25 protein-coding genes and 1 tRNA gene are annotated in these 26,759 nt (G+C 71.2%); 10 read left to right on the forward strand and 16 right to left on the reverse strand.

The features are described from left to right. Positions 1–151: 151 nt before the first annotated feature. The 7 genes from G4D85_RS16885 to rpsU form a co-directional block, all read right to left on the reverse strand. Positions 152–550, reverse strand: a complete 399-nt coding sequence (locus G4D85_RS16885; RefSeq protein WP_164013131.1) for an SRPBCC family protein — start codon at positions 548–550, stop codon at positions 152–154. A 332-nt stretch (positions 551–882) separates the two neighbouring features. Next, positions 883–955, reverse strand: a tRNA-Ile gene (locus G4D85_RS16890). Positions 956–1,083: 128 nt separating this feature from the next. After that, complete coding sequence (locus G4D85_RS16895) at positions 1,084–1,500, reverse strand: MGMT family protein (RefSeq protein ID WP_164013134.1); 417 nt, start codon at positions 1,498–1,500, stop codon at positions 1,084–1,086. Between the two features lie 80 nt (positions 1,501–1,580). Next, the gene (gene rpoD, locus G4D85_RS16900; protein ID WP_164013136.1) at positions 1,581–3,716 is read right to left on the reverse strand and encodes an RNA polymerase sigma factor RpoD; all 2,136 of its coding nucleotides are present in this window, start codon (positions 3,714–3,716) and stop codon (positions 1,581–1,583) included. 92 nt (positions 3,717–3,808) lie between these two features. Further along, positions 3,809–5,638, reverse strand: coding sequence for a DNA primase (dnaG, locus tag G4D85_RS16905; RefSeq protein WP_205525574.1), 1,830 nt, complete (start codon positions 5,636–5,638; stop codon positions 3,809–3,811). A 340-nt stretch (positions 5,639–5,978) separates the two neighbouring features. Next, entirely contained in the window at positions 5,979–6,437 is a 459-nt protein-coding gene (locus G4D85_RS16910; RefSeq protein ID WP_164013139.1) for a GatB/YqeY domain-containing protein, read from the reverse strand. A 92-nt stretch (positions 6,438–6,529) separates the two neighbouring features. Continuing rightward, a complete protein-coding gene (gene rpsU / locus G4D85_RS16915; protein WP_002614080.1) occupies positions 6,530–6,724 on the reverse strand; it encodes a 30S ribosomal protein S21 in 195 nt (64 codons plus the stop codon). A 132-nt stretch (positions 6,725–6,856) separates the two neighbouring features. On the opposite strand from rpsU, the gene G4D85_RS16920 reads away from it, so the two are divergent. Then, the gene (locus tag G4D85_RS16920; RefSeq protein ID WP_205525575.1) at positions 6,857–8,446 is read left to right on the forward strand and encodes a HEAT repeat domain-containing protein; all 1,590 of its coding nucleotides are present in this window, start codon (positions 6,857–6,859) and stop codon (positions 8,444–8,446) included. 19 nt (positions 8,447–8,465) lie between these two features. On the opposite strand, the gene G4D85_RS16925 is transcribed toward G4D85_RS16920, so the two are convergent. Then, positions 8,466–9,377 carry a GGDEF domain-containing protein gene (locus G4D85_RS16925; protein ID WP_164013141.1) on the reverse strand — a complete coding sequence of 304 codons (912 nt, stop codon included), beginning with the start codon at positions 9,375–9,377 and terminating at the stop codon, positions 8,466–8,468. Positions 9,378–9,447: 70 nt separating this feature from the next. Further along, complete coding sequence (locus tag G4D85_RS16930) at positions 9,448–10,509, reverse strand: asparaginase (RefSeq protein WP_164013143.1); 1,062 nt, start codon at positions 10,507–10,509, stop codon at positions 9,448–9,450. A 73-nt stretch (positions 10,510–10,582) separates the two neighbouring features. On the opposite strand from G4D85_RS16930, the gene G4D85_RS16935 reads away from it, so the two are divergent. Genes G4D85_RS16935 through truD form a run of 3 tightly spaced genes read left to right on the forward strand, consistent with a single transcriptional unit; the run spans position 10,583 to position 13,979 of the window. Further along, positions 10,583–11,575 (forward strand): DsbA family protein, encoded by a 993-nt coding sequence (locus G4D85_RS16935; protein ID WP_164013610.1) that lies wholly within the window; start codon positions 10,583–10,585, stop codon positions 11,573–11,575. 8 nt (positions 11,576–11,583) lie between these two features. Then, positions 11,584–12,936, forward strand: coding sequence for a DUF4388 domain-containing protein (locus G4D85_RS16940; protein WP_164013145.1), 1,353 nt, complete (start codon positions 11,584–11,586; stop codon positions 12,934–12,936). After that, complete coding sequence (gene truD / locus G4D85_RS16945; RefSeq protein ID WP_164013147.1) at positions 12,933–13,979, forward strand: tRNA pseudouridine(13) synthase TruD; 1,047 nt, start codon at positions 12,933–12,935, stop codon at positions 13,977–13,979. The genes G4D85_RS16940 and truD overlap by 4 nt, the downstream gene beginning before the upstream one ends. Before the next feature lie 106 nt (positions 13,980–14,085). Here truD and G4D85_RS16950 read toward each other — a convergent pair whose 3' ends face one another. Both G4D85_RS16950 and G4D85_RS16955 read right to left on the reverse strand, forming a co-directional pair. Then, the gene (locus G4D85_RS16950; RefSeq protein WP_164013149.1) at positions 14,086–15,519 is read right to left on the reverse strand and encodes an OmpA family protein; all 1,434 of its coding nucleotides are present in this window, start codon (positions 15,517–15,519) and stop codon (positions 14,086–14,088) included. Between the two features lie 17 nt (positions 15,520–15,536). Beyond that, positions 15,537–15,854 carry a DUF4398 domain-containing protein gene (locus G4D85_RS16955; protein WP_164013151.1) on the reverse strand — a complete coding sequence of 106 codons (318 nt, stop codon included), beginning with the start codon at positions 15,852–15,854 and terminating at the stop codon, positions 15,537–15,539. Positions 15,855–16,005: 151 nt separating this feature from the next. Here G4D85_RS16955 and G4D85_RS16960 point away from each other — a divergent pair, with 151 nt between their 5' ends. Together G4D85_RS16960 and G4D85_RS16965 are read left to right on the forward strand one after the other, a co-directional pair. Further along, positions 16,006–16,989: a HEAT repeat domain-containing protein gene (locus tag G4D85_RS16960; protein WP_205525576.1), complete on the forward strand. Its 984-nt coding sequence runs from the start codon at positions 16,006–16,008 to the stop codon at positions 16,987–16,989. Further along, the gene (locus G4D85_RS16965) at positions 16,986–17,945 is read left to right on the forward strand and encodes an N-acetylmuramoyl-L-alanine amidase-like domain-containing protein (RefSeq protein ID WP_164013155.1); all 960 of its coding nucleotides are present in this window, start codon (positions 16,986–16,988) and stop codon (positions 17,943–17,945) included. The genes G4D85_RS16960 and G4D85_RS16965 overlap by 4 nt, the downstream gene beginning before the upstream one ends. 27 nt (positions 17,946–17,972) lie before the next feature. Here G4D85_RS16965 and G4D85_RS16970 read toward each other — a convergent pair whose 3' ends face one another. After that, positions 17,973–18,419 (reverse strand): putative signal transducing protein, encoded by a 447-nt coding sequence (locus G4D85_RS16970; protein WP_164013157.1) that lies wholly within the window; start codon positions 18,417–18,419, stop codon positions 17,973–17,975. A gap of 87 nt (positions 18,420–18,506) precedes the next feature. Further along, positions 18,507–18,899, reverse strand: coding sequence for a response regulator (locus G4D85_RS16975; protein WP_164013158.1), 393 nt, complete (start codon positions 18,897–18,899; stop codon positions 18,507–18,509). Between the two features lie 157 nt (positions 18,900–19,056). Here G4D85_RS16975 and hpf point away from each other — a divergent pair, with 157 nt between their 5' ends. From hpf to G4D85_RS16995, 4 genes are all read left to right on the forward strand, one after another. Beyond that, positions 19,057–19,416: a ribosome hibernation-promoting factor, HPF/YfiA family gene (hpf, locus tag G4D85_RS16980; RefSeq protein WP_164013160.1), complete on the forward strand. Its 360-nt coding sequence runs from the start codon at positions 19,057–19,059 to the stop codon at positions 19,414–19,416. Positions 19,417–19,559: 143 nt separating this feature from the next. After that, a complete protein-coding gene (locus G4D85_RS16985) occupies positions 19,560–21,554 on the forward strand; it encodes an MXAN_5187 family protein (RefSeq protein WP_164013612.1) in 1,995 nt (664 codons plus the stop codon). A 158-nt stretch (positions 21,555–21,712) separates the two neighbouring features. Continuing rightward, positions 21,713–23,227, forward strand: a complete 1,515-nt coding sequence (locus tag G4D85_RS16990; protein WP_164013614.1) for a GspE/PulE family protein — start codon at positions 21,713–21,715, stop codon at positions 23,225–23,227. 24 nt (positions 23,228–23,251) lie between these two features. Continuing rightward, a complete protein-coding gene (locus G4D85_RS16995) occupies positions 23,252–23,995 on the forward strand; it encodes a PEGA domain-containing protein (protein ID WP_164013162.1) in 744 nt (247 codons plus the stop codon). Between the two features lie 52 nt (positions 23,996–24,047). On the opposite strand, the gene G4D85_RS17000 is transcribed toward G4D85_RS16995, so the two are convergent. The 3 genes from G4D85_RS17000 to G4D85_RS17010 are packed head-to-tail and all read right to left on the reverse strand — an operon-like array spanning position 24,048 to position 26,736. After that, a complete protein-coding gene (locus G4D85_RS17000; protein WP_164013164.1) occupies positions 24,048–24,809 on the reverse strand; it encodes a hypothetical protein in 762 nt (253 codons plus the stop codon). Between the two features lie 12 nt (positions 24,810–24,821). After that, positions 24,822–26,504, reverse strand: a complete 1,683-nt coding sequence (locus tag G4D85_RS17005; protein ID WP_164013166.1) for a hypothetical protein — start codon at positions 26,502–26,504, stop codon at positions 24,822–24,824. 25 nt (positions 26,505–26,529) lie between these two features. After that, a complete protein-coding gene (locus G4D85_RS17010; protein ID WP_164013168.1) occupies positions 26,530–26,736 on the reverse strand; it encodes a hypothetical protein in 207 nt (68 codons plus the stop codon). Positions 26,737–26,759 lie beyond the last annotated feature (23 nt).

Below are 26,759 nucleotides of genomic sequence, written 5' to 3' on the forward strand. Positions count from 1 at the left end.
GCAGTCGCGGCGCCGGGTGTCCAGCGGAGCGAGGGGCGCCTTCACCGCGGTCGCCGAGTTCTATGCTTCGACATCGGGCACCCGCTTCACGGCTTGGAGGTTCCTGGGGCCACGGGCCTCGAATGCCGGGACTGCGAGGGCGGAGTACGGCCTATGTAACCAGCCCATCGAGCGCCTTCTTCATGGCGGCCATGCCGTCCTCGATCATCGAGCCGACGACGACGCTGGCCTCGTGAGGCAGGAAATCGGCAGTCCAGACGACCCGGCTCCCCATGCCCTCCGCGAAGACCTGGACCGCTCCGTTGTAGTGGGTCAGCGGTCCACCTTCTGCGCCCCACACGAGGCGCCGTCCGTCTTCGTCGACCGTCACGATGGGCTCCCTGATCACCATCCCGTTGCCGAAGGTGACCACGCGGGCTCCCGGCTCCAGGCGCGTGTCGACAACGAAGCCGGGAACCAATCTCGTGTGAAGAGCGCCGATGTCACGAATCGCATCCCACACCGACTCGGGTGCGGCACGCGTCGTAATCTCCTTGCGGATGGAAGCCATGTTGTTTGCTCCTGTTGGGTCGAGGCCCACTTCTAGGAGGTGCTCGCCATCTTCTCTTGGAGAATATTGCGAGCTCCGCGCGATGCCATCCGGTGTCGCAGGGGCGAGGATGCCGTTTGGCGGCTCACCGCTCCCTTGAGAGCCTCTCATTGACGCACCGGGCCCCTCGGAACAGAGCGCCCGGTTCGAAGCCGACTGCTTGCTTGCCGAGGTGCTCCCGTTGGCAGCCGCCGGACGCCTGGTGCGCCGGTGGTGCGGAGCGCGGCGGAGGCGGATTTTCGCCCCGGTGCCTCGGTGGAGATTCCCGAGTCGGTGCGCGGGGTTAAGGGGAGTGGGCCCTCCTGGATTCGAACCAGGGACCAATCGGTTATGAGCCGACAGCTCTAACCGCTGAGCTAAGGGCCCCCAAACACGCAACTGTGCAGGGTGAATAACCCCCAGCCCGCGCCGCTGGCAAGAGGGACGCCCGCCGGCTGTCTTCCGCCCGGGGCACTGCCCTCGGACGCAAGGGAGGCCCCAGAGGAGGACAGCCGTCATCCGCGCCCGTCGTCCTCCAGCTTCACGCGGAACACCTCGCCACGCTGCCGCACCTCCACGCCCTCGGCACGCAGGCGCTTCGCCTGTTCATGCGCGACGAGGGGCGCCAGCGTCCCGTCCGAGCGGATGACGCGCCACCAGGGCACGTCATGCTGCCGCTGCTCGGACAGCCCCGTCAGCTCGTGCCCGACGCCCCGCGCCGCGCCGGGGCGGCCCGCGTAGAGCGCCACCTGCGCGTAGGAGCGCACCTGCCCGCGCGGAATCGCGCGCACGGCGCGGAACACCGTCTCCGAGAATGGCGGACGCGGCACCGGTCCTGACATCAAGGCTTCGGGCTTCGCTGCCGACCCGAGCTTCGACGTCTGGGACCTCACCTTCGCCTCGGGCTTCTGCTTCTTCGCGCGCGCGGCCATGGCCCCGGACTCTAGAAACACGAAGGCCCCCGGTCCACGAAAGGAACCGGAGGCCTCGTGCTGCTCAGCTCACTCCAGCCTCAGCTCTCCACGAAGGAGCGCAGGCGCTTGGAGCGGCTCGGGTGGCGCAGCTTGCGCAGCGCCTTGGCCTCAATCTGACGGATGCGCTCGCGCGTCACCTCGAAGTCCTGGCCCACCTCTTCCAGCGTGTGGTCGCTCTTCTCGCCGATGCCGAAGCGCATGCGGAGGACCTTCTCCTCACGAGGCGTCAGCGTGGCCAGCACCTTGCGGGTCTGCTCCGCCAGGTTCATGTTGATGACCGCGTCCGCCGGCGACACGAGGCTCTTGTCCTCGATGAAGTCGCCCAGGTGGCTGTCCTCTTCCTCGCCAATCGGCGTCTCGAGGGAGATGGGCTCCTTGGCAATCTTCAGGACCTTGCGGACCTTGTCGAGCGGCAGCTCCATCTTCTCGGCAATCTCTTCCGGCGTCGGCTCGCGGCCAATCTCCTGCACGAGGTAGCGGCTGGTGCGGATGAGCTTGTTGATGGTCTCGATCATGTGCACCGGGATGCGGATGGTGCGGGCCTGATCGGCGATGGCGCGAGTAATCGCCTGGCGGATCCACCACGTGGCGTACGTGGAGAACTTGTAGCCGCGCTTGTACTCGAACTTGTCCACGGCCTTCATGAGGCCGATGTTGCCCTCCTGGATGAGGTCCAGGAACTGCAGGCCGCGGTTCGTGTACTTCTTCGCGATGGAGACCACGAGGCGGAGGTTGGCCTCCACCAGCTCGCTCTTGGCGCGCTCGGCGCGGCGCTCACCCAGGCGGATGGCGTCGTAGTTGCGGCGCAGGGACTCGACGGGGAGGTTGGCCTCCTCCTCGACCTTCTTGATCTTCCGCACCGCCGTGCGCACGTCGCGGTCCAGGACCTCGAGCTGCTCGGGCGTGAGGTTGAGCTGCTTCTGCAGCTTCTTGCCGATGTTGGGGTTCTCCCGCGACTCCTTCAGCTGCGGGCGAAGCTCCTTCATGGAGATGCCGTAGCGACGCTCCAGCTCGCGGAGCTCGTCCTCGGCCTTGTCCACGCGCTCGATGAGGGCCTTGAGGTTGATGACGATGCGGTCAACCTGCTTCTTGTTGAGCCGCATCTCCTCCAGGACTTCCATCATCTTGGTCCGCAGGTCCTTCATCTCCTGCTTCAGTTCCTTCTTGCGGACCTCGGTCAGCTTCTTCTTGGAGGCGAGCTCCTCCTCCAGCACCTCGCAGTCCTTGGCGAACTTGCGGAAGCGCTCGATCTGCTTGCAGATCTGCTCGATCTTGTTCAGCTCGCTCTGCGCCAGCTGCGCCGGAGCGTCACCCTCGCCGACCTCCTCGGGAGCCTCCTCGGCGCCCTCGGCCTGGGCCTCCTCGGGCGCGTCCTTGATGACGTCGCGCACGCGCAGCTTCGCCGTCTTCAGCTTGTTGCCGATGTCGAGGATCTCCTCGACGGCCACCTTGCAGGCGAGCAGGGCGCGGAGGACTTCCTTCTCGCCCTCTTCAATCCGCTTGGCGATTTCGACTTCGCCCTCGCGCGTGAGCAGGCTGACGCTGCCCATCTTGCGCAGGTAGAGGCGTACGGGGTCGTTCGACTTGCCACCCGGCTCGTCGTCCTCGTCCTTCTCGTCCTCGTCAGCGTCTTCCTTCTCCTCCTCGACGGTGACGGTGGGCTTGATCTCGTTGTTCTGGGCGGCCTTCTGGGCGTCAACGATCTCGATGTCGTTGTCGCCGAACATGCTCATCACGTCGTCGATCTGATCGGACGACACGATGTCGGCGGGGAGCGCGTCGTTCACCTCGTCGTAGGTGAGGAAGCCCTTCTCTCGGCCCGCGGCGAGCAGGTCCTTGACCTCCTTGCGCTCGGCGACCGGATCCTCCTCGACGTCGTCCTCGACGGCGTCCGGGTCCACCTGGACGGCGGCGGCAGCCTCTTCCGCGGCCTCCTCGGGGTCCACGTCATCCGCCATGGCCGAGGTGACGCCCTTCTTCTTCTTGAGCTTCTCCGTGGCCTCGGCGACGACGTCCGACTTCGCGGAGATCGCCTCCTTCTCCTCGGTGCCCGCCTTCGTCCCCTTCGCCGACGAGGTCGCGGAGCTGTCCGGAGCCTTCTTCTTACGGATCACCGGATCCACCTTCTTCTTGGTGGGCTTCACGGACGCCTTCGTGGGCTTCTGCGTCGGCATTCGGGTACTTCTCCTTAGGAAATTCAGGGGCTTGAGGCCAGGGGCAAGCCGGCCGATCTACCGCAAAGTCAGGGTTTCTTACAAACGCGAACTCAAACCGGTTGCATGGGCGCCTTTGTTCCCGACGTGGAGGAGGGCCTGAGCTCCTCCAGGACACGCTTCTTGAGCGCCAACAGTTCCACGCGCTCCGAAAGGAGCTGGCGCGTCTCCTCTGTCAGGTCGAACGCTCCCGCCGTCTGCTCCGTCGCTCGCCTTATATAAACGAGGCGTTCGTCAATGCGCCGCACCATGATTTCCCTGCAGATGTTCGAGAAGTCGTGCTCCAGCGTCGCCCCTGTCTCGGGCAGCTGGCGCCAGGCTTCCGCGACGGAGCGCTTCACGGCGTCCGAGGCCTCGTAGAGCGCATCCTCGGTGCCATGCCCGGACGTGGCATGAGCAAGCGCCATCCGCAGGCCCATGTGTGACAGCTCATCACACACCCGGAACGTGTCCCGGGCGAGCAGGCGGGCGTCCCTCAGGACGGAGGCCACGTAGAGCGTCTCCAGCCAGGGCGGCGGCTTCTCCGTGGGGCGGGGCGGCTGCTGCCCGGGGCCGGTGCCGGCGCCGGGGTTGGCGCCCTGGGGCCCCACGGTGGTGGGCTTGGGGCGCAGGTTGCGGAGGGACTCGTCGACGATGGCCGCCGTCCAGCCGAACCAGGACGCCAGGGCCTCGAAGAGGTCCTTGCGCACCAGCCCCGGGGGGACCTGGGCAATCATCGGCTTGAGCCTGTCCAACGCCGCCATCTTCTCCTCGAAGGGTGACCGGGTACCGTCGGGCAGGACGGTGGTGAAGAGGTGCGTGGTCAGCGGCTGGGCGCTGTCGAGCAGGCGCTCCACACCTTCTGAACCCTCGCGACGCGCGAAGGTGTCCGGGTCGTCGCCCTGCGGCAGCAACGCAACCCGGGCGTCCGCCCCCGCGGCGAGCAGGGGACCGGCGAGTCGCTCGACAGCGGCAAGGCCGGCCTTGTCCCCGTCCAGCAGGAGGTAGAGCCGCTTCGCGTCCACGCGCCGCAGCCCCTGGAGGTGGCCGGGCGTGAGGTTGGTGGAGCACAGCGCCACCGAGTGCCGGATGCCCACCTGGTACAGGCCGATGCAGTCGAAGTAGCCCTCCACCAGGATGGCGGCCTTGCGCTTGTGGATTTCGTCGCGCGCCTGGTTCATCCCGAAGAGCGTCTCGCTCTTGTTGTAGATGCGGGACTCGCGCGAGTTCAGGTACTTGGGCCCGTCATCCGAGCCCACCAGCCGGCCGCCAAAGGCGATGGAGCGCCCCTCCGGCGAGCGGATGGGGATGACCAGCCGGCTGCGGAAGAAGTCGACGTAGCCTTCGCCACTGGAGCGCGGCGTCACCAGTCCCGCCTGCTGCCCCCACTCCAGCATGCCCTGCTTCTGGAGACGGTCCGCCAGGGTGCTCCACGCGTTGGGGGCCCAGCCCAGCCCATAGGCCATGGCCGTCTCCTCGGAGACGCCGCGGCTGGCGACGTAGGCCCGCGCGGCGCGGCCCTCGTCGTGCTGCCAGAGCAGGGCGCGGAAGTGCTCGGCGGCGAAGTCCGTGGCGTCCTTGATGCGCTGCCGCTCCCGGACGCCGGGGTCCTCCTCGCCCTCCACGTCGATGCCCAGCTCCTGCGCCAGGTCCTTCACCGCGTCGACGAAGGTCTTCCCCAGGTAGCGCTGGATGAAGGACACCGCGTCGCCGCTGGCCCGGCAGCCATGGCAGAAATAGAAGCGCTTCTCCGGCACCACGTAGAAGGAGGGCGTCTTCTCCTGGTGGAAGGGACAGCAGGCCTTCCACTCACGCCCGGCCTTCTTCAGCTCCACGTGGCGCGAAATCACGCCCACGAGGTCGACCCGGTCTAGGATTTCCTGGATTTTGTGTTCCGGAATCACAGCACCCACCCCCTGGCCCACGCACAGGTGGGCGCACGCCTGACATCATCACAGCCCAGGCTGACGTCTCCCGCCCGCCAGGCGACCTGGCAGATCCTGCCCACGGGCGTGGGAGGAGGGGAGCGGCGGAGGCGAGGGGAGGGATGGGGCACGGCACGGACTCCTACGGCCCTGGGACACGACGTCCGCCGGACAAGGGCGGGACGCGGTGGGGACCGGCCCAGGCACTTAATGACGGGGGGGCGGAGGGGCAAGTTTCCGCCCCCAGGGCCGCCCCAAAAGCAACGGCGCCGCCGGTTTCCCGACAGCGCCGGCAGGCTTCAACCTAGCCTCAGGTGGATCAGGACAGCTTCGCCAGCTGGGCCTTCACGGCCTCGGAGATGACGCGGCCCTCGGCCTTGCCCTGGACCTTGGGGTTGAGGTTCTTCATCACCGCGCCCATGTCCTTGGGGCCCTTGGCGCCGACCTCGGCGATGGCGGCCTGGACCTCGGCGGCGAGCTCGTCGGCGCTGAGCTGCTTGGGGAGGTAGTTCTGGAGGACGCCGATTTCGGCCTCTTCCTTCTCCGCCAGCTCGGGGCGGCCGCCGGACTTGAACTGCTCGATGGAGTCACGGCGCTGCTTGATGAGGCCGGCGATGACCGTCAGGACGCCCGCGTCATCGAGGGCGGAAGCGCCCGGCTCGACTTCCTTGTACTTCACCGCGCTCTTGAGCATCCGCAGGACGAGGAGGGTGAGCTCGTTCTTGGACCGCATCGCGTCCTTCAGGTCCGCGTCGATCCGCTCCTTCAGGGTTGCCATGTCGCGACTCCGCTGGGGGAAAGTGTGTTCCGGGGACTGGACGGCGGGAGCCAGGGCACCTGACGGGGCCCCGGCTCCAGCGCGGGCCTCGCTTAGAACGACTTGCGGGCCTTCTTCACCGCGCGCTTCTTGGCGGCGAGGGCCTTCTTCTTCCGCTTCACGGAAGGCTTCTCGTAGTGCTCGCGCTTGCGGATCTCGGAAAGGATTCCGGCCTTCTCGGTGGCCTTCTTGAAGCGCTTGAGGGCGCTTTCAATGGACTCTCCTTCCTTAACTCGGATACCGGGCATACTGTCACCTCCTTCCGCCATGCGTAGATGTGGGTGTGACTTTAAAGGGGCAGCGGGTATGTCCCAGTGCCGGGCAAAACGCAAGGGCGCTGGAGGGAAACGCTAGGGCCGATGCACTAGAGTGGCCGCATCGTGAGCCCTGCCCTCCTCCTGGTGGTGCTCCTGGCGACCGGCCAGAGCGCCGGCACCGGGACGAAGGACTGCTGGACGTCATGCCAGCGGCACGTGCTGGACTCCGCGCAGCGCGCGAGGGTCTGCAGGGCATGCCTGCCCGGCGGCCGTGTCGACGCGTGGGTGGGTGCCCTGGAGGGCATGCGGCCGTCGAATCGCGACGCGCTCGTCTCGGCCCGGAAGGACGCGGACTGGCGGGTGAGGTGGGCCGCGGTGCGCGCGGAGGCCCGACTCCGGGGCATCACCGAGCGGCGTCTCCTGGCGGAGTGGGTGTCGGCGTCGCCCGCCGCCGCGGACCTGGACGCGTGCCTCACCGCCGCCCGTGCCGCCGCCGAGGCGGGCCAGTCCTCCGCGGACTTCCTCAAGGATGCGGGCGCGCGCGGCCCGGACGCGGCGGCCCGGGTGTGGGCGCGCCGGGACGCCATCCGCAAGGCGCTGGAGCTGGAGCTGTACGCGGAAGATTTGAAGGTGCGGGGCGTCGCGCTCGCGCACCTGTCCGGCTTCCTCGGCAGGCGGCCGGCGCGGGTGGTGCTGGACGCGCTGGAGACGCGGCCGGAGGCGGGTGACGCCATCACCGCCGGGGCGCTGAAGGTGGTGGCCGAGCGCAAGCGCACCTCGGTGGGGCGCCTGCTGCTGGACGAGGCCCGGCCGGCGGACGAGGCGCGGGTGAACCGCCTCTTCGCGGTGTACTCGCGAGAGCTGGAGGCGCTGCAGGCGGACCTGTCCGGAGCGGGGCCCCTCCAGCGGCGCAAGGCGGTGCAGGCCCTGCGCGTCTACGGCCCGCTGGCGCGCCGGGAGCTGGAGCAGTCGCTGGGGGACGCGGACCGCCAGGTGCGTCAGGACGCCGCCCGCGTGCTGGCCGAGGTGGAGGGACTGTCGCTGCGCCAGGCCGCCGAGCGCCGGCTGGCGACGAAGGACGCCGCGGCGGCACGGCCCTGGCTGGAGGCCATGGTGCACGAGAAGGGCTGCGCGGCCTTCTTCGTGGGCACGGCCCGGGACAGGGCGCTGCCCGCGGCCCTGCGCGGCGACGCGCTGGCGCAATTGGCGGACTGCGACGAGGGCAGCCGCGAGCGCCTGGGCACGCTGACACCCTACCTTCGCGACTCCGAGGCGCTGGTGCGGGCCGGCGCCGTCCGCGTGCTGGGCGTGCTGCCGGCGCGCAACCCGGAGGTGGCGGAGGCCACCTCGCACGCGCTGGAGGACCCGGCGCCGGAGGTGGTGGCCGCCGCGCTGGAGGTGGTGGGGGGCCACCGCCTGTCCCCGCGTGGGGACGACGCCGCGGTGCTGCTCGACTCGGAGCACCCGGTGGTGCGCGCGGCCGCCGCGAAGGCGCTGGAGCACATCGGCCGCCCGGCCCACGTGAAGGGGCTGGCCGTGTGCCTTCGCCAGGATCCGGTGTCCGCCGTGCGGGTGGCCGCGGCGCAGGCCCTGGTGCGCATTGGAGGGCCCCACGCCGCCGCCGCCCTGTCCGACGCGGCGGCCCGCGACGCGGACACCCACGTGCAGCACGTGTCGCGCGAGGGACTGCGCCGGCTGGGCTTCGGCCTCTAGTAAGGAGTGGGGGAGGGCGTCAGATGCCGCTGACGGCCTTGGCGTCCACGCGGTTGCGGCCCGCGCGCTTGGCCCGGTACAGGTACTTGTCCGCCGCGGCGATGAGGTCCTCGGGCTGGGAGAAGTCCGAGTCCAGCAGCGTGGCCACGCCCAGGCTGATGGTGACCTTGATGGGCGTGCCTCCGAAGACGAAGTCGGCCTTGTCCACCGCGTAGCGGCAGCGCTCGGCACACGCCAGCGCCTGGTCCTCGGCGGACTCGCGCAGCATCAGCGCGAACTCCTCGCCGCCGTAGCGCGCCAGCAGGTCCTCGGTGCGCACCGTGTCGCTCACGCGCTGGGCGATGCGCGTCAGCACGTAGTCGCCAGCCGGGTGGCCGTACGCGTCGTTGATCTTCTTGAAGTGGTCCACGTCGAAGAGGACCAGCGACAGCGGCACCCGGTGGCGCAGGCAGTAGCTGAACTCCTTGCGCACCGTCTCCAGGAAGTACTTCTTGTTGTAGACGCGGGTGAGGCCGTCGCGCGTGGCGGACTCGTAGATGCTGCGCTGGTACTGCTCCTCGAGCTCGTCCTGGATGGAGAACTTGAGGACGGTGTTGGAGCCGATTTGAATCTTGTCGCCGTCGTAGAGCGGCGCGGCGTTGACCTTCAGGCCGTTGAGGTACGTGCCGTTGGTGCTGGCCAGGTCCACCAACTGGAAGCGCCCATCCCCCAGCGCCACCACCTTGGCGTGCTTGCGGGAGATGCCGTCGTCCTCCACCTGGAACTGGGCCTCGGTGCTGCGGCCCAGGACGACCTCGGAGCGGTCCAGCTTGAACATCCGCCCGATGCCCGCAGCGGACTTGGCGCTGATGACGATCAGATATGCGCTCTGCTGCTGGGCGCTGCCTAGCAGGTCCGAAATGTTATGGACGGAAGTTTTCTCCTCGGACATCGCATCACCCATCTTACGGGCCGCCTTTTCACATCGGCAAGCATGCTGCCCTACTCTTCACCACCGGCCGTCACTCCGCACGCACCCTCCGCGCGGGCCGGCGGCGTCCGGGGGCGGGCGGGGAGACTGTCGGCCGTCCGACGGTCAGCTCTCCCGCCACCGGGGTCTGGATGAAGCGCGCCAGGGCGTCCGGGGAGTGTGGGTGGTAGGCCAGCCCCTGCATCAGCTTCACCAGCGCCGCCGAGGGGGTCATGTCCGCGCCGCCCACCGCCCCCGCCGCCAGGGCCTCGGCCCCGGACTCATACAAGCTCAGGTCTACCCCATTGCGGTACGCCTGACTCACCACCACCACCGGCACCCCCCGCTCCCGGGCCTGGGTGAAGAGGGGCTTCAGGGACCGGCCCAGCTCCGGGTCGATGGGGAAGTTGCCCGCCCCGTACGCCTCCAGGATGAGCCCGCGCACATGGGGCAGCAGTTGGAGGGGCAGGGCGGGGTCCAGCCCCGGGTACACCTTCAGGAGGAAGACGCGCGAGTCGAGCTTCTCGAAGAGGCGGAAGGCGCCGCGCGGCTTCAGGCCCGGCTCGAATGTCGCGTCCACGCCCAGGGTGCCCAGCACGGGGCAGTTGGGGCTCTCGAAGGCGTCGTACTCGGCCACCTTCACCTTGCGCGTCCGGTTGCCCCGGTAGAGGTGGGAGTCGAAGCAGATAGTCACTTCGCGCGGCCCCTGGAGCGCGGACAGCACCGCGTCGATGAGGTTGAGCCGCGCGTCCGAGCGAATCTCCCCCAGCGGCCGCTGCGAGCCCGTCAGCACCACGGGGCAGGGCGGGTTGCGCAGCATGAAGGAGAGGGCGCTCGCCGTGTACGCCAGCGTGTCCGTCCCATGGGTCACCACGGCCCCGTCGAAGTGGGGGAGGCGGTGGTGGAGGTGGGCGGCCATGCGGCTCCACAGCTCCGGCTGCATCTCCGAGCTGTCGAGGTTGCTGAACAGCTCCAGCTCGATGTCCGCGAGCTGGAACAGCTCCGGGGCGCGGGCCTTGAGCGTCTTGAAGAAGGCCGACGGACGCAGGGCGGACGGCCGACCTCCGGCCATTCCAAGCGTTCCCCCGGTATGCAGCAGCAGGACTCTGGGCATGATGGGCAGGGGGCTTCCCTGCCAAGGCTGGCCTTCCTTTACAAGCCCCGCGCGCATGGCTAAGACCCGCGGCGTGCTCCTTTCCTGCTGGAAGCGTGTCATTCCCCTGCTGGCCGTCGTCCTGACGGCCCCCGGGTGCAAGAGCCCCGAGGGCGCGACTCCGGCCGCCGCCCAGGCTCCCGCCGCCCCGGCGCCAGCCGCTCCCGCCCCGGTCGCGGCCCCCACCCCGGCGCCCATCGCCGCGCCCACGGACCCGGCCGCCGCCCTCAGCGGAATCCCGGGCATGGACTTCTCGTCGCTGCCCCCGACGGCGAAGCGCGAGCTGGCCACCGTCCTCAGCGACGAGTTCTGCTACTGCGGCTGCCCCCACACCCTGGGCGCCTGCCTGAAGCAGCACACCGGCTGCCGGCACGCCAAGCGCATGGCCCGGGTGGCCGCGCGCATGGTGTCCGACGGCAACCCCGCCACCGAGGTCATCGTCTCGCTGTCCCAGTACTACGCCGCCTTCCGGAGCCCCCGGGCGCAGTTCAAGGTGGACGAGCGCATGTGCATCGGGCCCGCCAGCGCCCCGGTGACGGTGGTGGAGTTCTCCGACTTCGAGTGCCCCTTCTGCGCCAAGGCCCGCCCGGTGCTGGAGGCCTTCGCGAAGAAGAACGCGCAGCAGGTGCGCTTCTGCTACCTGCCCTTCCCCCTGTCCAACCACGTCAACGCGGTGCCGGCGGCCCAGGCGGCGCTGTGGGCGAGGGACCAGGGCAAGTTCTGGCCCATGCACGACGCCCTCTTCGAGCACCAGGAGAACCTCAAGCCCGAGGCCCTGCCCGCGCTGGCCAGGGGGCTGGGGCTGGACGGGGACAAGCTGGCCGCGGTGCTGAAGTCGGACATGTACAAGCAGGAGCTGGAGGGCTTCCGCAACCAGGGCCGGGCGGCCGGCATCACCGGCACGCCCGCGGTGCACTTCAACGGGCGCCCGCTCGACCTGGGCTTCATCCAGGACGAGATGCTCTCCCACAGCCTGGAGGACGAGCTGGAGTGGCGCACGAACAACAACGCCTGGGGCGCTGACTGACCGCGGGCATGATGGCGCGCTTCCGCATCGAGGGGACGGGTCAGCTCGCCCCCGAGGATAGACAGGCCCCCTCGCCACTCGCGGGGCGCTCGGGGACGTACGCGCTGATGCCGACGGCGCCCGACCTGCTGGTCTTCTCGCGCACCCCCGCGGAGGGCGGCTCCATCCCCGTTCCGCGCGTGGTGCTGTCCGGGGACGCGGGCGGCTTTCCGTTGTCGGACCTCATCGCCTTCCTCAGCCAGTCGCGCTGGAGCGGCGTCATCCGCGTCACCTCGCCGGGTGGCGAGCGCTCCGTCACCTTTCGCGAGGGCGAGGTGCGGGGCGCCTCCTCCGACGACCCGGCGGACCGGCTGGGCGAGGTGCTGGTGCGCCTGGGCTACGTCGAGCGGCCCCAGGTGGAGACGGTGCTGCGCGAGCACCCCCCTTCCAAGGTGGGCCGCGCGCTGGTGGAGAAGGGGCTCCTGCAGGCGCATGACCTCTTCAAGTGCGTCACCCACCAGGTGAGCGAAATCTTCCACGCCATCGTCCTGTGCCGCGAGGGGAGCTTCTTCCTCGTGGACCAGCCGGTGGACGAGAAGACGGGTCACATCATCCAGCTCTCCACGCAGAGCCTGCTGATGGACAGCATCCGGAAGATTGACGAGATGGCGCACTTCCGGAAGCGCATCCCCCACGGGCGGCTGTACGTGGCGCGCAAGCGCCCCTCGGACGGGAAGCTGGAGGAGGACGAGGACCGGGTGCTGGGCCTGCTCGACGGCCGGCGCACGATTCTCGAGCTGGGCCACGCCGCGCGGCTGTCCGAGTTCGACATCACCAAGGTGGTGTTCCGGCTGCTGGAGGGGGGCTTCGCGTCGGTGACGGACAAGCCCCTCATGGCGCCCGGGGCCACCGCCACCACTCCCACGCCCGTGCCGGTGAAGGTTGCGCCCGTGGCCGCTGCGCCAGTGGCTCCGCCCGTTCCTCCCGTGCGCGCCGTGCCGGTGGTGGACCCGCGCCCGGTGGCGCGCGTCTTCAACTTCATCTTCCGGGAGATTCGCGACGAGGTGTCCAAGCAGGGCATGGACCGCGAGTTCATCGCCGCCGCCAACGCCGCGCTCTCCGGCCAGGCGCTGTCGTCCTCGCCGGTGCTGGAGGGGCTGGCCTTCGCGGCGGATGGCAGCCTGCCCGAGGCGAAGCTGATTGCGGGCTTCGAGCGGCACCGCTCGCAGCTGGGCAGCGAGCCGCTGGCGTCCTTCAAGCAGGCGCTCAGCGACGTGATGTTCTTCCTCCTCTTCCAGGCCGGCGAGCTGCTGGAGTCGCGCGCGGACGAGGACCTCGCCCGGCGCGTGAAGGAACTCCTGGCCACGCTCGAGGCACCGTGACGGCGGACCTGGAGCTGCCCCGGCTGACGGCGGACGTGCCCGGTTGCGGGGGCGCCTTCAAGCTGGTGCCCGAGGACTTCGAGGTGGAGGAGGTGCCCGCGTACCTCCCTTCCGGTGAGGGCGAGCACCTCTACCTCTGGGTGGAGAAGCGCGGCCGGGACACCCGCGAGGTGGTGAAGGCGCTGGCGCTGGCGCTGGGCGTGTCCGAGGACGACGTGGGCGTGGCGGGGATGAAGGACCGGCAGGCCGTCACCCGGCAGCTCATCTCCGTGCCCGCGCGCGCGGAGGCGAAGGTGGGTGACTTCGCCCTGGACGGAGTGAGCCTCCTCTGGACGAAGCGGCACGGGAACAAGCTCCGCACCGGCCACCTGCGTGGCAACCGCTTCCGCCTGCGGCTGCGGGGCGTGAAGGACGTGGGGGCCGCGCGGGAGACCTTCTCCCGGCTGGTGGAGCGGGGCCTGCCCAACTACTTCGGCGAGCAGCGCTTCGGCCGCGCGGGCGACAACGCGGACCTGGGCCGGCTGCTGGTGCTGGGCCAGCGGCTGCCGAAGCGGCCGGAACGCTTCCAGCGAAAGCTGTACCTGTCCGCCTTCCAGTCCCGCCTCTTCAACCGGGCGCTGGCGGAGCGCCTGCGCGCGGGCACGCTGGCCACCGCGCTGCGCGGGGACGTGCTGCGCAAGGAAGAGACGGGCGGCCTCTTCGTCTGCGAGGCGCCCGAGGTGGACGGCCCGCGCGTGGCCGCCTTCGAGGTGAGCCCGGCCGGGCCCATCTTCGGCCCGAAGATGCCGGCCTCCGCCGGGGACGTCGCCGAGGCCGAGGCGCGGCTGCTGGTCGCCGAGGGCGTCACGGTGGACGACTTCAAGCGCGGCGGCGGCGAGACGGAAGGCGCGCGCAGGGCCTACCGCGTCCGCCTGGGCTCGCCCGAGCTCACCGCCGAGCCGTCCTCCGAGCCCGAGGGCGGAGAGGACCTGTGGCTCACCTTCGAGCTGCCCCGGGGCGCGTACGCCACCGAGGTCCTCCACGAGCTGCTCAAGGGCGGCTGAGGCCGTCCTCCTGAAAACAGCAGCGCCTCCGGGGCACGGGGCCGCGGAGGCGCTTCGCTTCATTCACCCCGGCGCCCCGGCCACATGAGGGCCGGGGCGGGGCGGCTCACTGCTCGACGATGTTGAACTCGGTGCGGCGGTTCTGAGCGCGGCCGGCCTTGGTGTTGTTCGGGCCGATGGGCTTCGTCTCGCCGAAGCCCACGGCTTCGATGCGGCCCGGGTCGATGTCCCGGCGCAGCAGCTGCGCCTTCACCGCGTCCGCGCGCTTCTGCGACAGCCGCAGGTTGGAGGTGTCCTTGCCCAGCGAGTCGGTGTGGCCCTCGACGCGAATCTTCTTGATCCACGGCGCGTCGCGGAGCGCCTGGGCCACGTCGTCGAGGATGGCGAAGCTCTGCTTGCCGACAATCTTCGCGGAGCCGGAACCGAAGGTGATCTGCTTCTTGATTTCAATCCGGTCCTTCTTGATGACGACCATCTTGTACTGCTTGGCGCAGCCGCGCTCCTCCTTCACACCGGGCTGGTCCGGGCACGCGTCCAGGCGGTCGACGATGCCGTCGTTGTCCTGGTCCTTGTCGGCGCAGCCGCCATTCTCCGCGGGGCCGGCCTCCAGCGGGCACTTGTCCTGACCGTCCGGCATGCCGTCGCTGTCGTTGTCCAGGTCCGGGCAGCCGTCCTCGTCCTGGAAGGCGTCCTTGTCCTCCGGCTCGTCCGGGCACTTGTCCTGCGGGTCATTCAGCCCGTCGCCGTCCTTGTCGAGGATGGGGCAGCCCACGTTCTGCACCGGGCCCGTCTCCGTGGGGCACTTGTCCGCGCTGTCGACGAGGCCGTCCTGGTCGTTGTCCAGCTCGGGGCAGCCGTCCTCGTCCTGGAAGCCGTCCTTGTCCTCGGCCTGGTCCGCGCACTTGTCCTGCGCGTCGAAGATGCCGTCACCGTCGCGGTCCTTCGGCGCCTCCTGCGGGCAGCCCTGGTTCTCCAGCACGCCGACGGCGAGCGGGCACTTGTCGTTGCCGTCCAGCACGCCGTCGTTGTCGTTGTCGGGCTCGGGGCAGCCGTCCTCGTCCTGGAAGCCGTCCTTGTCCTCGGCCTGGTCGGGGCAGGGGTCGTCCTTGTCCAGCGTGCCGTCGCCGTCGTTGTCCGTCTCCTCGATGCGGACCACGACCTGTTCCTGGGGCTTCGGCTGGGGCTGCTGCGGCTGCTGGGGCTGCGGCTGCTGGGGCTGCGGCTCGGGCCTGTCCCGGACGAGCACCTGGCGCGGACCGCAGTTCTTGGACAGCTCCAGCGCCCGGTCCACCGCGGTGTCCGCGGTGCGCACGTGGTTGTTGGCCCGGCCGCTGTTGCCCTGGCTCAGCTCGCCCCGGGCAAAGTCGAGGTGGGCCTCGGCGGTGGCCAACTCCACCGGGGCGCAGCGAATGGCACCGCTGCGACGGGCGCGCTCGACGTCCGCCGCGAGCACCTCCGTATCAGCGCGAATCTTGCTGCCGCTGACGCAGGCAATGGAGAGGAGCAGGGGAAGCAGCGCGGCCAGGGAGGGACGCTTCATCGGGATTCGCTCGGGCGTCACGGGGTCTGGGGACGGCCGCTGGAGTCGGTGCCGCCGGCGGTGGCCATGGCCTTCTCGCGGGCCTCGTTGGCGTAGCGGGAGGCCTTCACCGCGAAGTCCACGCCGGCCTGGTAGTCGGAGTAGCCCACCTCCTCGCGCGCCTTGTCGAGGTACAGGTTGGCGGCGGTCCACTCGAATGGGGCGAGCTTGTCGGCCCCGGCCGTGCGCGCGGCCTGGATCTGCACCTCGGCGTCGAGGATGTTCGCGGTGGACTTCACGGGGCCGCACGCGGCGAGCGCCCCCGACACCGCCACCAGCACCATCAGCTTCTTCATAGGGTGGCGCCTCTAGAGAGGGGAAGGACTCGCCGGTCGTATCAATCACCCCTTGGGGGGTCAAGAATCGGGCAGACAGTGCTGGCCGGGGGGCCGGGCGTGGAGGCGGGACTTTGACGGCCGGCCCCGCGCTTGCCATCGTTCCGCCCCCGTGCGTCCGCCCGTCCGCCCAGCCCTCCTGCTCGCGCTGCTGTTCCCCCTGCTGGCCCTGTCCGGCCCTGCCTCCACCGCGAAGCGCGGCGAGCGGCGGGCGGAGACGGAACAGGTGCTCCACGGCGTCCTCCAGGGCGGTCCCGTGCCCGCCGCCATCTCCCGCCTGCGCTTCCTCCGGGAGGAGTCCTACGCCGCCGAGGAGATTGGCCTCGTCATGCGCAAGGCGCTGGACGAGCGGGTACGCCGAAACCTCACCGCCGTGCTGGCCGGGCTGGAGACGCGCTCCGCCGAGCCCACCCTGGCGCGCCTCGCCTCCGACGACGACAGCGCGGTGCGCATGTACGCCGCGCAGGGCCTGGCCCGCCTGAAGTCCCGCAACACCGGCGTGCTGCTGCCCCTCCTCCAGGACAAGAGCAGCGGGGTGCGCAAGGAGGCGGCGCGGGCCCTGGGCGCCTCGCGCAACGCGCGCATGGGCCCCCCGCTGGTGAAGGCGGCGAAGGCGGAGCAGGAGCTGGAGGTGCGCGCCGCCATGCTGGCCGCCGTGGGCGACACCGGGGACTCGAAGCAGGTGCCGGCCCTCAAGACCTTCCTCGCGAGTGACTCGGAGAGCACCCGCTTCGCGGCGGCGCGGGGCCTGTGCCGGCTGGGCTCGCAGGACGGCTTCGCCTTCGCGGGCAAGCTGCTGGGCTCGCAGGACCGCTTCGTGCGCCGGCAGGGGCTGGAGCTGTACGAGGGCGTCAGCGCGAAGAAGGCCGCCCCCTCCCTCAAGCCGCTGCTGGAGGACAAGGACCGCACGCTGGCCGCCACCGCCGCGCGCATCCTCTACCAGGGCGGAGAGGCCGCCATGCTGGACTGGCTCGTGCTGGCCTCGTGGAACGCCAAGGGCGAGGAGAAGCTGGCCTATGAGAAGGAGCTGGAGACGCTCCAGCTCCAGGACGACCGGCGCAAGGTCATCCTCCGCAAGGCGGGTGTCGCGAAATGAAGGCCGCGCTGCTGACCCTGGCCCTGCTGTCCCAGGCGCCCAAGGCCCCGACTCCGGCCCCGGCGGGTGACGTCCCGCCCGGCGCCGAGGCCATCCTCGAGTCCCCCGCCGCGTCCTCGCAGACGGCCACGGCCACCCCGGCCCGGCCCAATGGCTGGGAGGGGCTCACCGCGGAGCAGCGCGCCGCCCTCGTGGCCGAGGACGCGGACGCGCCCGCTGCCGCGCGCGTGCTGCGGATGAGCGAGCGCTTCATCAACACGCCCTACGTGCTGTCCCCGCTGGGCGAGGGCAGTGGCGTGGACCCGGACCCGACGTTCCGGCTGGACGCGGTGGACTGTCTCACCTTCGTGGAGCAGTCCCTGGCGCTGGGGCTGGCGCGCAGCGAGGCGGACGTGGGCCCGCTGCTCGACACCCTCCGCTACGCCAGCTCCCCCTCCTACGAGGACCGCAACCACCTCATGGAGGCGCAGTGGCTGCCCAACAACATCCGCAAGGGCTTCCTGGTGGACGTGACGCGGCGCTACGCCGGTGAGGACGCGGTGCCCGTCACCAAGACGCTCACCCCGCTCACCTGGCAGTCCCGCTCCTCGCTGGCGCTGGGGCTGCCCAAGGAGCGGCGGCCGGTGGGCACGTACCCGCTCAACATGCTCCCGCTGGAGCGGGTGCTGACGCACGCGCGCTCCCTCCCCTCCGGCACCATCCTCGTGGTGCTGCGCGAGGATTTGCCGCTGAAGGCCACCCGGGTGACGCACCTGGGCTTCGTCGTGCAGCGCAAGAAGCGCACGTACCTGCGCCACGCCTCGCGCGGCGGCTACAACCGCGTGGTGGACGAGGATTTGGAGACGTTCCTCGCCCGCAACGCGCGCTATGCGAAGTGGAAGGTGACGGGCGTCAGCCTCTTCGAGGTGCGCCGGCCGGCCGGGGCCAGCAGCGGCGCGGTGGTGCGCTCGCCCTGACGCCGGACGGCCTGCCCGCTCGCCTGCTCAGGGAGCGGGCGGTGGGGCGGGAGGCTGCTCGCTCTCCCGCTCCTCCTCCTCGGCGGCCATGACGGCCTCGTCGGTGGTGGCCAGCTCCTGCACGCGCTCCTGCTCCAGCAGGGGCACGGCGCGGGCGGCCAGGTCCTCGGGCACGAGGATTTCCCACCAGGGGAGGAGGTTGCCGGTGGTCAGCTTGTCCACGACTCCGGAGCGGCCGGCCCGTACCAGCACGGGGATGTTGGCCTCCTGGAGCAGCTCCACGAAGGCCTCCGCGGTGAACGGGTCCTCCGCCGTGGCCGCGCGGACGAAGATGCGTTTGTCCATTTCATGAGGCATGGGCAGCCCCCGTGCGCGCATCTCCTGCTCGCTCACGAGTAGCGGATTGCCGGGGCAGTCCGCGCAGTCCTGCACGCTGTCCTGATACTCCGAGCCGCACCTGGCGCAGTATTTCATGACGGTCCCTCCTGCCCGTGTGGTGGTGTCTGGAGGGACATGGTAGGTCCGGCCCTCGCGAGCCGCACCCCCGTCCAGACGCTTCGTTCAGTGGCGTGCGTCGTCGCCACTGCCCCCCCACTGGCGGGCCTCTTCGCCCAGCGTGCCCACCGCGGCGCAGAGGCGGTCCACGTCGATGGGCTTTCGCAGCACCACGTCGCAGTGCTCGGCCCCCTGGACCTGGGTGTAGCCGGAGACGAGGATGACGCGGGCCCGGGGCTCGCGCTCCTTCACCCGCTGCGCCAGCTCCGTGCCGAGCATTCCGGGCAGGGACTCGTCCGTCACCACCACGTCGGGGTGCTCGGCTTCGAAGGCCTGGAGCCCGGCGATGCCGTCGGGAGCGGTCCGGACGTCGAACTCGGCCTCCAATAGCTCCGCCAGCAGCTCCCGGCTGTCCCCGTCGTCTTCCACCAGCAGGACCTTGATTCGCGCGGCACCCATGTGCCTGGGAAACCCACGTGTCGGAGTGAAACGTCCTTTGTCCCCACCTCGGCCCTGCCGCCTTCCCGTCAGGAGGGCAGGGGGGCAGGGGAGCAGCGGGGCTCCCTCTCACCGGAGGATGCGGGACTGTCCATCTTTGGGCCCGGAGGTGATGCCAATGAAGGTGTTGCTGCGTGGAGTTCACCTGGACCTGTCGGATGCTCTCAGGGCGTATGTCGATGAACACCTGGTGAGCCACATCGAACGGTTCGCGGATGATGAGGCGGCGGAGATCGACATCTCTCTCGTGGATACCAACGGCCCCAAGGGGGGCGTGGACAAGGAGTGCCGCGTCACGGTGCGGCTGCCCGGCCTGTCCGCGGTGCACGTGACGGAGACGGCGGACTCGCTGTTCCCCGCCATCGACGCATCGCGTGATCGGCTGGAGAAGACGCTCAAGCGCACGCTGGAGAAGCGGCGCGACGCGCATACCGCCGGCCTGCCGCAGGATACTGGGGCCGACGTGCCCACCTACTAGTTGGGATGGGAGGCAGCGGGGGCCCGGTCTTCCAGGTCGTTCACCTGGCGACCGGGCCTGTCGCGTCCATTGCCCGAATCTTGCTGGTTCCGAAAGGTGAACGCTATAAGCGGAACCCTTCACCTTCGGGCTAAAGGATGGCGATGGTCCGCCTCAAGTTCCTGGTCTTCGCATTCCTGGTCATCGGACTGGGCCTTGCTCACCTGCCAATGCTGTCGGGACCGCTGCGCGAGCGCGCCGTGGCGGGAGCCACGTCGCAGACGGCGGCTGGCGCCAGCGAGGTGGCGCGTCAGGTGGACGCCCGCCGCGCCGAAGTGCAGTCCCTGGCCCTGAAGCTGGCCGCCACGCCGGACGTGGTCTCCGCGGTGGCCGCGCTGCAGCCGCCTCGCGCCGCGCCCGCGCCTCGCAGCCCGAGAGAGCGCGCCGCCGCCGAGGACAACGCCGCCAGCCCGCTGCCGCTGACCGCCGACCGCTTCGCCGCGGTGCGCACCGCCGCCCAGGCCGTGCTCCCCAAGGCGTGGACGAACGCGGTGGTGGCCGTGGTGGCGCAGGACGCGCAGTTCCACGCCGTCGGGGCCGGCGAGCCGTCCTCGGACACCGCGAAGCTGGACGTCGCGGCGGTGGCGAAGGCCGGCACGACGGTGGTGGAGGCCTTTGGCGCTCCGCACGTGTTCGCCTCGGTGCCGCTGGTGTGGAACGGGGACTCGAGCACGCAGCCGCTGGCCACGCTGGTGGTGGGCGCTCCGCTGGTGGACGAGGGCACGCTCCAGGCCGCGGTGGAGGCGTCCGGTGTCGCGGCGCTCGTGCTGGTGAAGGGCGACGCGGTGGTGGGCGGCGCCGGCCCGGAGAAGGCGCTGGCGGAGGGCTCGCTGGCGCAGGTGCAGGCCAACACCCGCGGCGTGGTGCTGCGCAGCGGTCAGCTCCAGGCCCTCGGTCCGGTGAAGCTGCCCCTCCTCACGAATGGCGACTTCATGGGCGGCCAGGCGCCGCTGATGGTGGGCTCGCGCCGCGCGCTGGAGGGCACTCCGCTGGAGGTGCTCGCCGTGGCCGGCACCGACGCCGTGCTGGGCGCGCTGGCCGGCTACCAGCAGAACGCGCTGATGGGCCTGGCGGGCCTGCTGGCCCTCACCCTGGTGTGGACGGCGCTGATGGGCTCCGGTCGCGCCCGTGACGACGTCCAGGGCAACTCCGACACGCTGAGCCTGTCGGCCGCGATGGCCGCCGCCTCGCCGCAGCAGCCGCAGTTCCAGCAGCAGGCCGCGCCGCAGCAGGCCGCGCCCGCGGCGGATGTGTTCGCCATGGCGCCTCCGGCTCCGACGCCCGGGCCGTTGGCGGACCCCTTCTCCATGTCCGCGCCGTCGGCGGACCCGTTCGCGATGGCGGCTCCTCCGCCCGCGGCCATGGCGGACCCGTTCTCCATGTCCCCGCCGGCCCAGGCGCCCCTGGGCGACCCGTTCGCGCTGCCGCCGCCGGTGCCCACGCCTGCGCCCGCGGCGAACCCGTACTCCTCGGCCGACCCGTTTGGCGCGGGCGACGCGTTCCCGTTCCCCGCCCCGCCGCCCGCTCAGGCTCCGGCGCCGTTCGCCGCCGCGGCCATGCCGTTCGAGCCGGACCCCTCGGCCTTCCCTCCGTCCGAGCCCCTGTCTCCGGCGTCCCCGCGTCGCGGCGCGTTCGCCTTCGAGGACCAGCCCACGGCGGCGTACTCGCTGCAGCAGGCGGCGGACCCGTTCACCCTGGCGGCCGCGCAGGCGCCGGAGAACCCGGAGACCACGCGCGTGGCGGCGATTCCACGCGAGCTGCTCCAGGCCAGCGTCCGCCCCCCGACGTCCGAGGCCATTCCCATGCCGGCCCCGCGCTCCTCGCAGCCGCCCCCGGCCGCGATTCCGCTGCCCGGCCTGGGCAACTCCGCGGTGGCGCTCTCCGAGGAGCAGCACTTCCAGGAAGTGTTCCGTGAGTTCCTCACCACCCGCGAGCGGTGCGGTGAGCCGGCAGACGGCCTGACGTACGACAAGTTCGTGCAGAAGCTCCGCAAGAACAAGGAGCAGCTCGTCCAGAAGTACGCGTGCAAGACGGTGCGCTTCCAGGTCTACGTGAAGGAGGGCAAGGCCGCCCTCAAGGCCACGCCCGTCAAGGACTGACGCTCGCCCACACCCGTGGTGGGTGAAGGCCCGTGACCTCTCCGGAAGTCACGGGCCTTGTCGCGTCTGGAGGGCGCGCGTCCGGGCCGGGAGGGCTTGCTCGGTGGAGCGATTCGGCCCGCGGTGCTACCGTTCGGGTCGCCCTCATGACCGCGCTGATGAACAGACTTGCCCGAGTGCTGTGGGCTCTCGCGGCGCTGGCCCTCGTGGTCGGCCTCGGCTCGTGGCTCTACCGGAATGCGTCCCTGGGCGCGGGGCCCGCCGTGACGCTGGGCAGGCTCTACCTCCAGAGCGCGCTGACGCCGCTGCTCGTGGGGAGCGCCGCGCTCGCGCTCGTCTTCGGGCTCGCGTCCGGGGCGGTGGCCGCGCTACCCCGGCGCAGGGCACGGTCCGCGCTGAAGCTTCCCGCGCTGCCTCCGCTGGCGGCGGAGACTCCGGAGCTGGCCATCGCCGTGCGCGAGCTGCTCCTGGTGCTGGGGCGGCAGCTGCGCGGCATGTCCGTGCGGGCCGAGCCGGACATCATCGCCATCATGGACCTGCTGATGGACGGAGCCATCCGCGTGGGCGCCAGCGACGTGCACATCCACCCGCTGGAGGCGGGCACCCGCGTCGCGTTCCGCGTGCATGGCGTGCTGGAGCAGGTGTTCATCTTCCCGCGCGAGCACCACTCCCGGCTCATCAACCGGGTGAAGGTCCTCTCGCGGCTGCCCCTGTACCAGCTCGAGAAGCCCCAGGACGGGCACTTCCCGCTCGCCACGCAGGAGGGGCCGGCGGACATCCGCGTCTCCCTCCTCCCCACCAACCACGGTGAGGCGCTGGCGCTGCGCATCGCCCGCACCGGCGTGCGGCTGCCGCAGCTCACGACGCTCGGGTTCCCCGAGGGCCTGCGGGAGCGGTACCAGCAGCTGCTCGGTCTGCCCCAGGGGCTCATCCTCGTGGCGGGCGCCACCGGCAGCGGCAAGACGACGTCGCTGTATGCCTCGCTGGGCCACATCCAGCAGTCGCGCGGAGAGCTCACCCGCATCGCCACCATCGAGGACCCCATCGAGTTCGACGTGCCCCTCTTCGCGCAGACGCAGGTCAACGCGGAGCAGGGCCTCACGTTCGCCCACGGCCTGCGCGCGGTGCTGCGCCAGGACCCCAACGTCATCATGGTGGGCGAGATTCGCGACTCCGAGACGGCGCGCACCGCCATCCAGGCGGGCCTGAGCGGCCACCTGCTGCTCAGCACCATCCACGCCAACTCGGCGTCGGGCGTGTTCAACCGCCTCATCGAGATGGGCGTGGAGCCCTTCCTCCTCGCCTCCGCGACGGCCGCCACGCTGTCCCAGCGCCTGGCGCGCGGGCTGTGCCCGCACTGCCGCACGGAGATGCCGCTGACGCCCGAGGAGGCCGTCCGGCTGGACTCGGCGGGCATCGCTCGTGGCACCTTCTACGGGCCGGTGGGCTGCGAGCGCTGCGAGGGCAGCGGCTACCTGGGCCGCGTCGCCTTCTACGAGATGCTCGTCGTCACCCCCGCCATCCGCGACGCCGTCAACGCGAAGGTGCCCAGCGCCCGCATCCAGGAGATTGCCGCCAGCGAGGGCATGGTGCCGCTGCTGGCGGCGGGCGTGGAGCGCGCGCGCGCCGGGGCGACGACGCTGCGGGAAGTGTTCCGGGTCGTCGGTGGCTGAGCCACACGGGTGGAGCGAGGGCACATGAGCAACACGCAAGACCCCGGCAGCGGCAAGCCCTCCGAGGAGGAGTCCGAGGCGGACGTGTGGAAGGCGTCCCTGCTGCGCCGCACCGACGAGCTCGGCCACGTCCAGGCGCAGACCGCCCCGGTGGCCGACCGGCGGAACGACCCACCTTCGCCTTCGGAGTTCGCCGCGCCGGGCGGGATACACGCCCCACCCATGCGAGGGGTCGACGTTCCGGGTGCCGTGAAGGCGCCCCCGGGCGCGACGCCCGCCTCGCCGCGCAAGGCGGTTCCGGAGCCGCCTCCGCCGCCGCCCGCCCGTCCACTGGCGGCGGTGCTGGCGCTCGGCTCCGGGGCCTGTGCGCTGCTGGCGGCCGTGCTCCTGGTGCTGCCCGAGTTCCGGCACCTGGGGACGTCGTCGGATGAGGTACTGGCCGCGCAGGGGGCGGAGACGACGCTCGCGCCGCGCTTCGACAGCTCCGCGCCCGTGGCCGAGGGCCAGGTGCGTGAGCAGCACGACACCCTCCGGGGCATCAGCGTGCTGATGATTGAGTCCGAGCCTCCGGGCGCCACGGTGACGGTGGACGGCGTGAAGCAGGGCTCCACGCCCCTGTCGCTGACGCCCATCTGCAACCCGGGCAACCCCCTGCGCGTGAAGCTCGTCCGCAAGGGCTTCGATTCACTCGAGCACGTCACGGTGTGCCGGGAGGACACGATGACCAAGCTCACCGCGCGCCTGCGCAAGGCCCGGGGCAGTCGCTAGCGGCCCGCGTCGCGGCGCGCGGGCCGGGCCACCCCGCGCCCCACCGTGCCACTCAATCCACGCGCCGCACCTCGCGGATGAGGCCCTCGGGCTCGGGCTCGCCCATGGTGACGAGCTGCTCCAGCTCTCCTCGGAGGAGGAACTCCGCCTGCGCGCGGCAGAAGAAGGTCTCCCCGCGCTGCTCCCCGCTCCTCTGGATGCCCAGCAGGCTCATCACGGGCCGTAGCAACCGGAGCCGCACGCCCGAGTCATCCGCGAGCCCGGCATCCAGGTTGCCCAGGTCGCTGGAGGCGATGAGCGTCGCGGGCAGCACGCTCGCCAGCAGCGTGTCCGCGGCGTGCGCGTCCCGGCCCCACGCGCGGGTGACGAGTGAGACTTCACACCGCCGCCGCTCCCGGAAGCCGGCCGCGCGCTCACCGCGCAGGAACGCCACCACGCCCACCTCCGCCGACGCGGGGGGCCGGTAGAGGCGCACCGTGCGCTCCTCCAGGGCGTAGTCGTCTCCGCGCCGGAGCGGGCGGCCTGGAGGCGACTCCACGTCCACCACCTGCCCCAGGGCCGTCGCCGGCACGACGAAGTCCACCCGCTTCCCATCCGTCTTCCAGCGCTGCACCTGGGTGAAGAAGGCCGTCTCGCGCTGCGCGGCCAGGTCCTCGCCCTGGGGCAGCTCCAGCTTCAGCCCGGACGCGAACACCTCGACGAGCAGCGTGGCCTCCGCCCCGGGGCCCCGCGAGGGCCCGGTCGTCACGTCCACCGTGTCGGGGACGGCGGCCAGGAGCGCGTCGTGGAAATAGGACTCGATGGCGACCAGCATGGCGGGTGGACCTCACTTCCGCGGGAAGAGCGCGTAGGCGTCGCCGCGCGGGCTCGTCACCCGCGGCGCGGAGAGGGTGACTTCTCCTGCCACCCGGGAGCGGACGAGGACCTCCAGCGGGGGGCCGTCCCCCGTGCCTCCCGGCGGCGTCAGGGCCGCCAGCGCCGCCGTGTCCAGCGACACGACGCCGTCCTGCCCGGGCGTCACGTCCAGTACGCGAGTCCCCCAGCGCAGTCGCACCTGGGGCGGGGGCGGGGGCTGGGCGGCGGTGGCCTTCAGCCGCGGGCGCGTACAGGCCCAGAGCCGCGCCGTGGTGCCGCCGTCCTGCGTGGGCGCCTCGCGCGGCAGCCACGGTCCCGCCTCCTCGGCGCGGTAGAGGGCGGTGAGCGGCCCCAGGACTCCAGGGGCGGGCGCGCCGTCGAGCGGGGCCAGGCTCCAGAGGACATCACCCTCGGTGACGGTGAGCACGGCCCACCAGGTGGCGGGCCCCAGGGTGACGGGCCTGGGCAACTGGAGGGACACCCAGCGCGCGGGCCAGGGTGGCGGGCCCTTCTCCACGAAGTCCAGCTCCAGCGTGGAGCCCTTCAGCGGCACGTCACCGGGCCGGCCGTGGGCGTCGGGGAACAGCGCCAGCGTTCCCTTCACGCCTCGGGTGAGCGGGCGCAGGTGGAGGTCCAGCCCCACGAGCGCGCCACCGTCCTCCGGTGCGGAGAAGGCCTGCGCGGCGGCGAAGCCGGAGCCGCACCTGTGCGCCAGCGGGGGCAGCGCCGGCGGACGGGGCGCGAGCGACAGGCGCTCGTCCCTTGGCCGGTGCGCCACCGTGAAGCGGACCTCCGACAGCGGCTGGCCGGGCGGCACGGTGGCGCGGCCCACGACCTCGCCGTCGGTGTCCATCGCGAGCGTCAGGGCCTCCTGTCCGCCCGTCCACGTCCGGATGACGGCGAGGGTCTCCAGCGTGAGCCGCACGCGCTCCAGCATGCCGAGTGCCGAGGAGCGCAGGGTGACGGCGAGCTTGCCGCCCGCGAGGTCCGCGGGCCACGCGCGCTGGAGGGCGGTGCCCAGCGCGTCCCCCAGCGTCAGCTCCTGGCGGGGCAACAGCGGCATGGCGTGGTGGAAGAAGAGGGTGCCCGTGCCGAGCGTGGCCGACAGGTCCGCGGGACGCGCCGCGGCCCTCGCCGTCACGCCGGAGATGGCCGTGGCCGCCAGTGTCTTCGGGGCTCCGGGTGCCGCCGGGGTGCTGGTGGCTTCCACCAGCTCCACCATCAGCCGGCTCGCCATGAGGCCCGGCAGCGCCTCCACGAGCCCCAGCGACACCGTGTCCGACGGCGTGGGCGGGTACCACGGGCCGCCCTCCGCCACGCTGAGGCGGCCCTTCTTCGTGTCGTTCTTGGGCTGGAGCTCCAACGACAGGAGCGGCCGACGCACGCCCCAGTCCAGGCTGAGCCAGGTGAGGGTCTCCGCCGCGTTGAGCACGCTCTTGCCGGTGCTGGTGGCCAGCGTGGCGCCCGGGGTGACGTCCACCGTGACGTCGTCCCCCGGTGCCTGGACGGTGAGGGCCGCGCGGCGCAGCTCCACGCCGGGCGGCACGTCCAGGGTGAGGACGAGTCCGGCGGGGTCGACGGGCACCACCGTGTCCGCGGGGGGCTTCGCCGTCCCGGCATAGGTCAACGTAGCGGCGACGCGCGTGTCACTCATGGGCCTGTCTCAGCGCGGCGCGGGCTCAGCGGGCCGCGTCCTTGATGTCCGTGACGGTGGCCTCGGGCTGCTCGCCTTGCAGCAGCTCCTTGAGCACCTGCCTGGCGCCTTCGATGCGCAGCATCGTCTGGACGAGCTGCATCCGCTTCGCGTCCAGCTCCGCGAGCATCTTCTGGCCGGCCTCGTGCTCGGCATCGAGGGTAGCGAGGCGCTTTTCGAGGGAGTCTTTCATGGAGGTGTTCCTGGGAAGAAGGG

It is taken from the genome of Pyxidicoccus trucidator, assembly GCF_010894435.1.
In the GTDB taxonomy this organism is placed as follows: Bacteria; Myxococcota; Myxococcia; order Myxococcales; family Myxococcaceae; genus Myxococcus; species Myxococcus trucidator.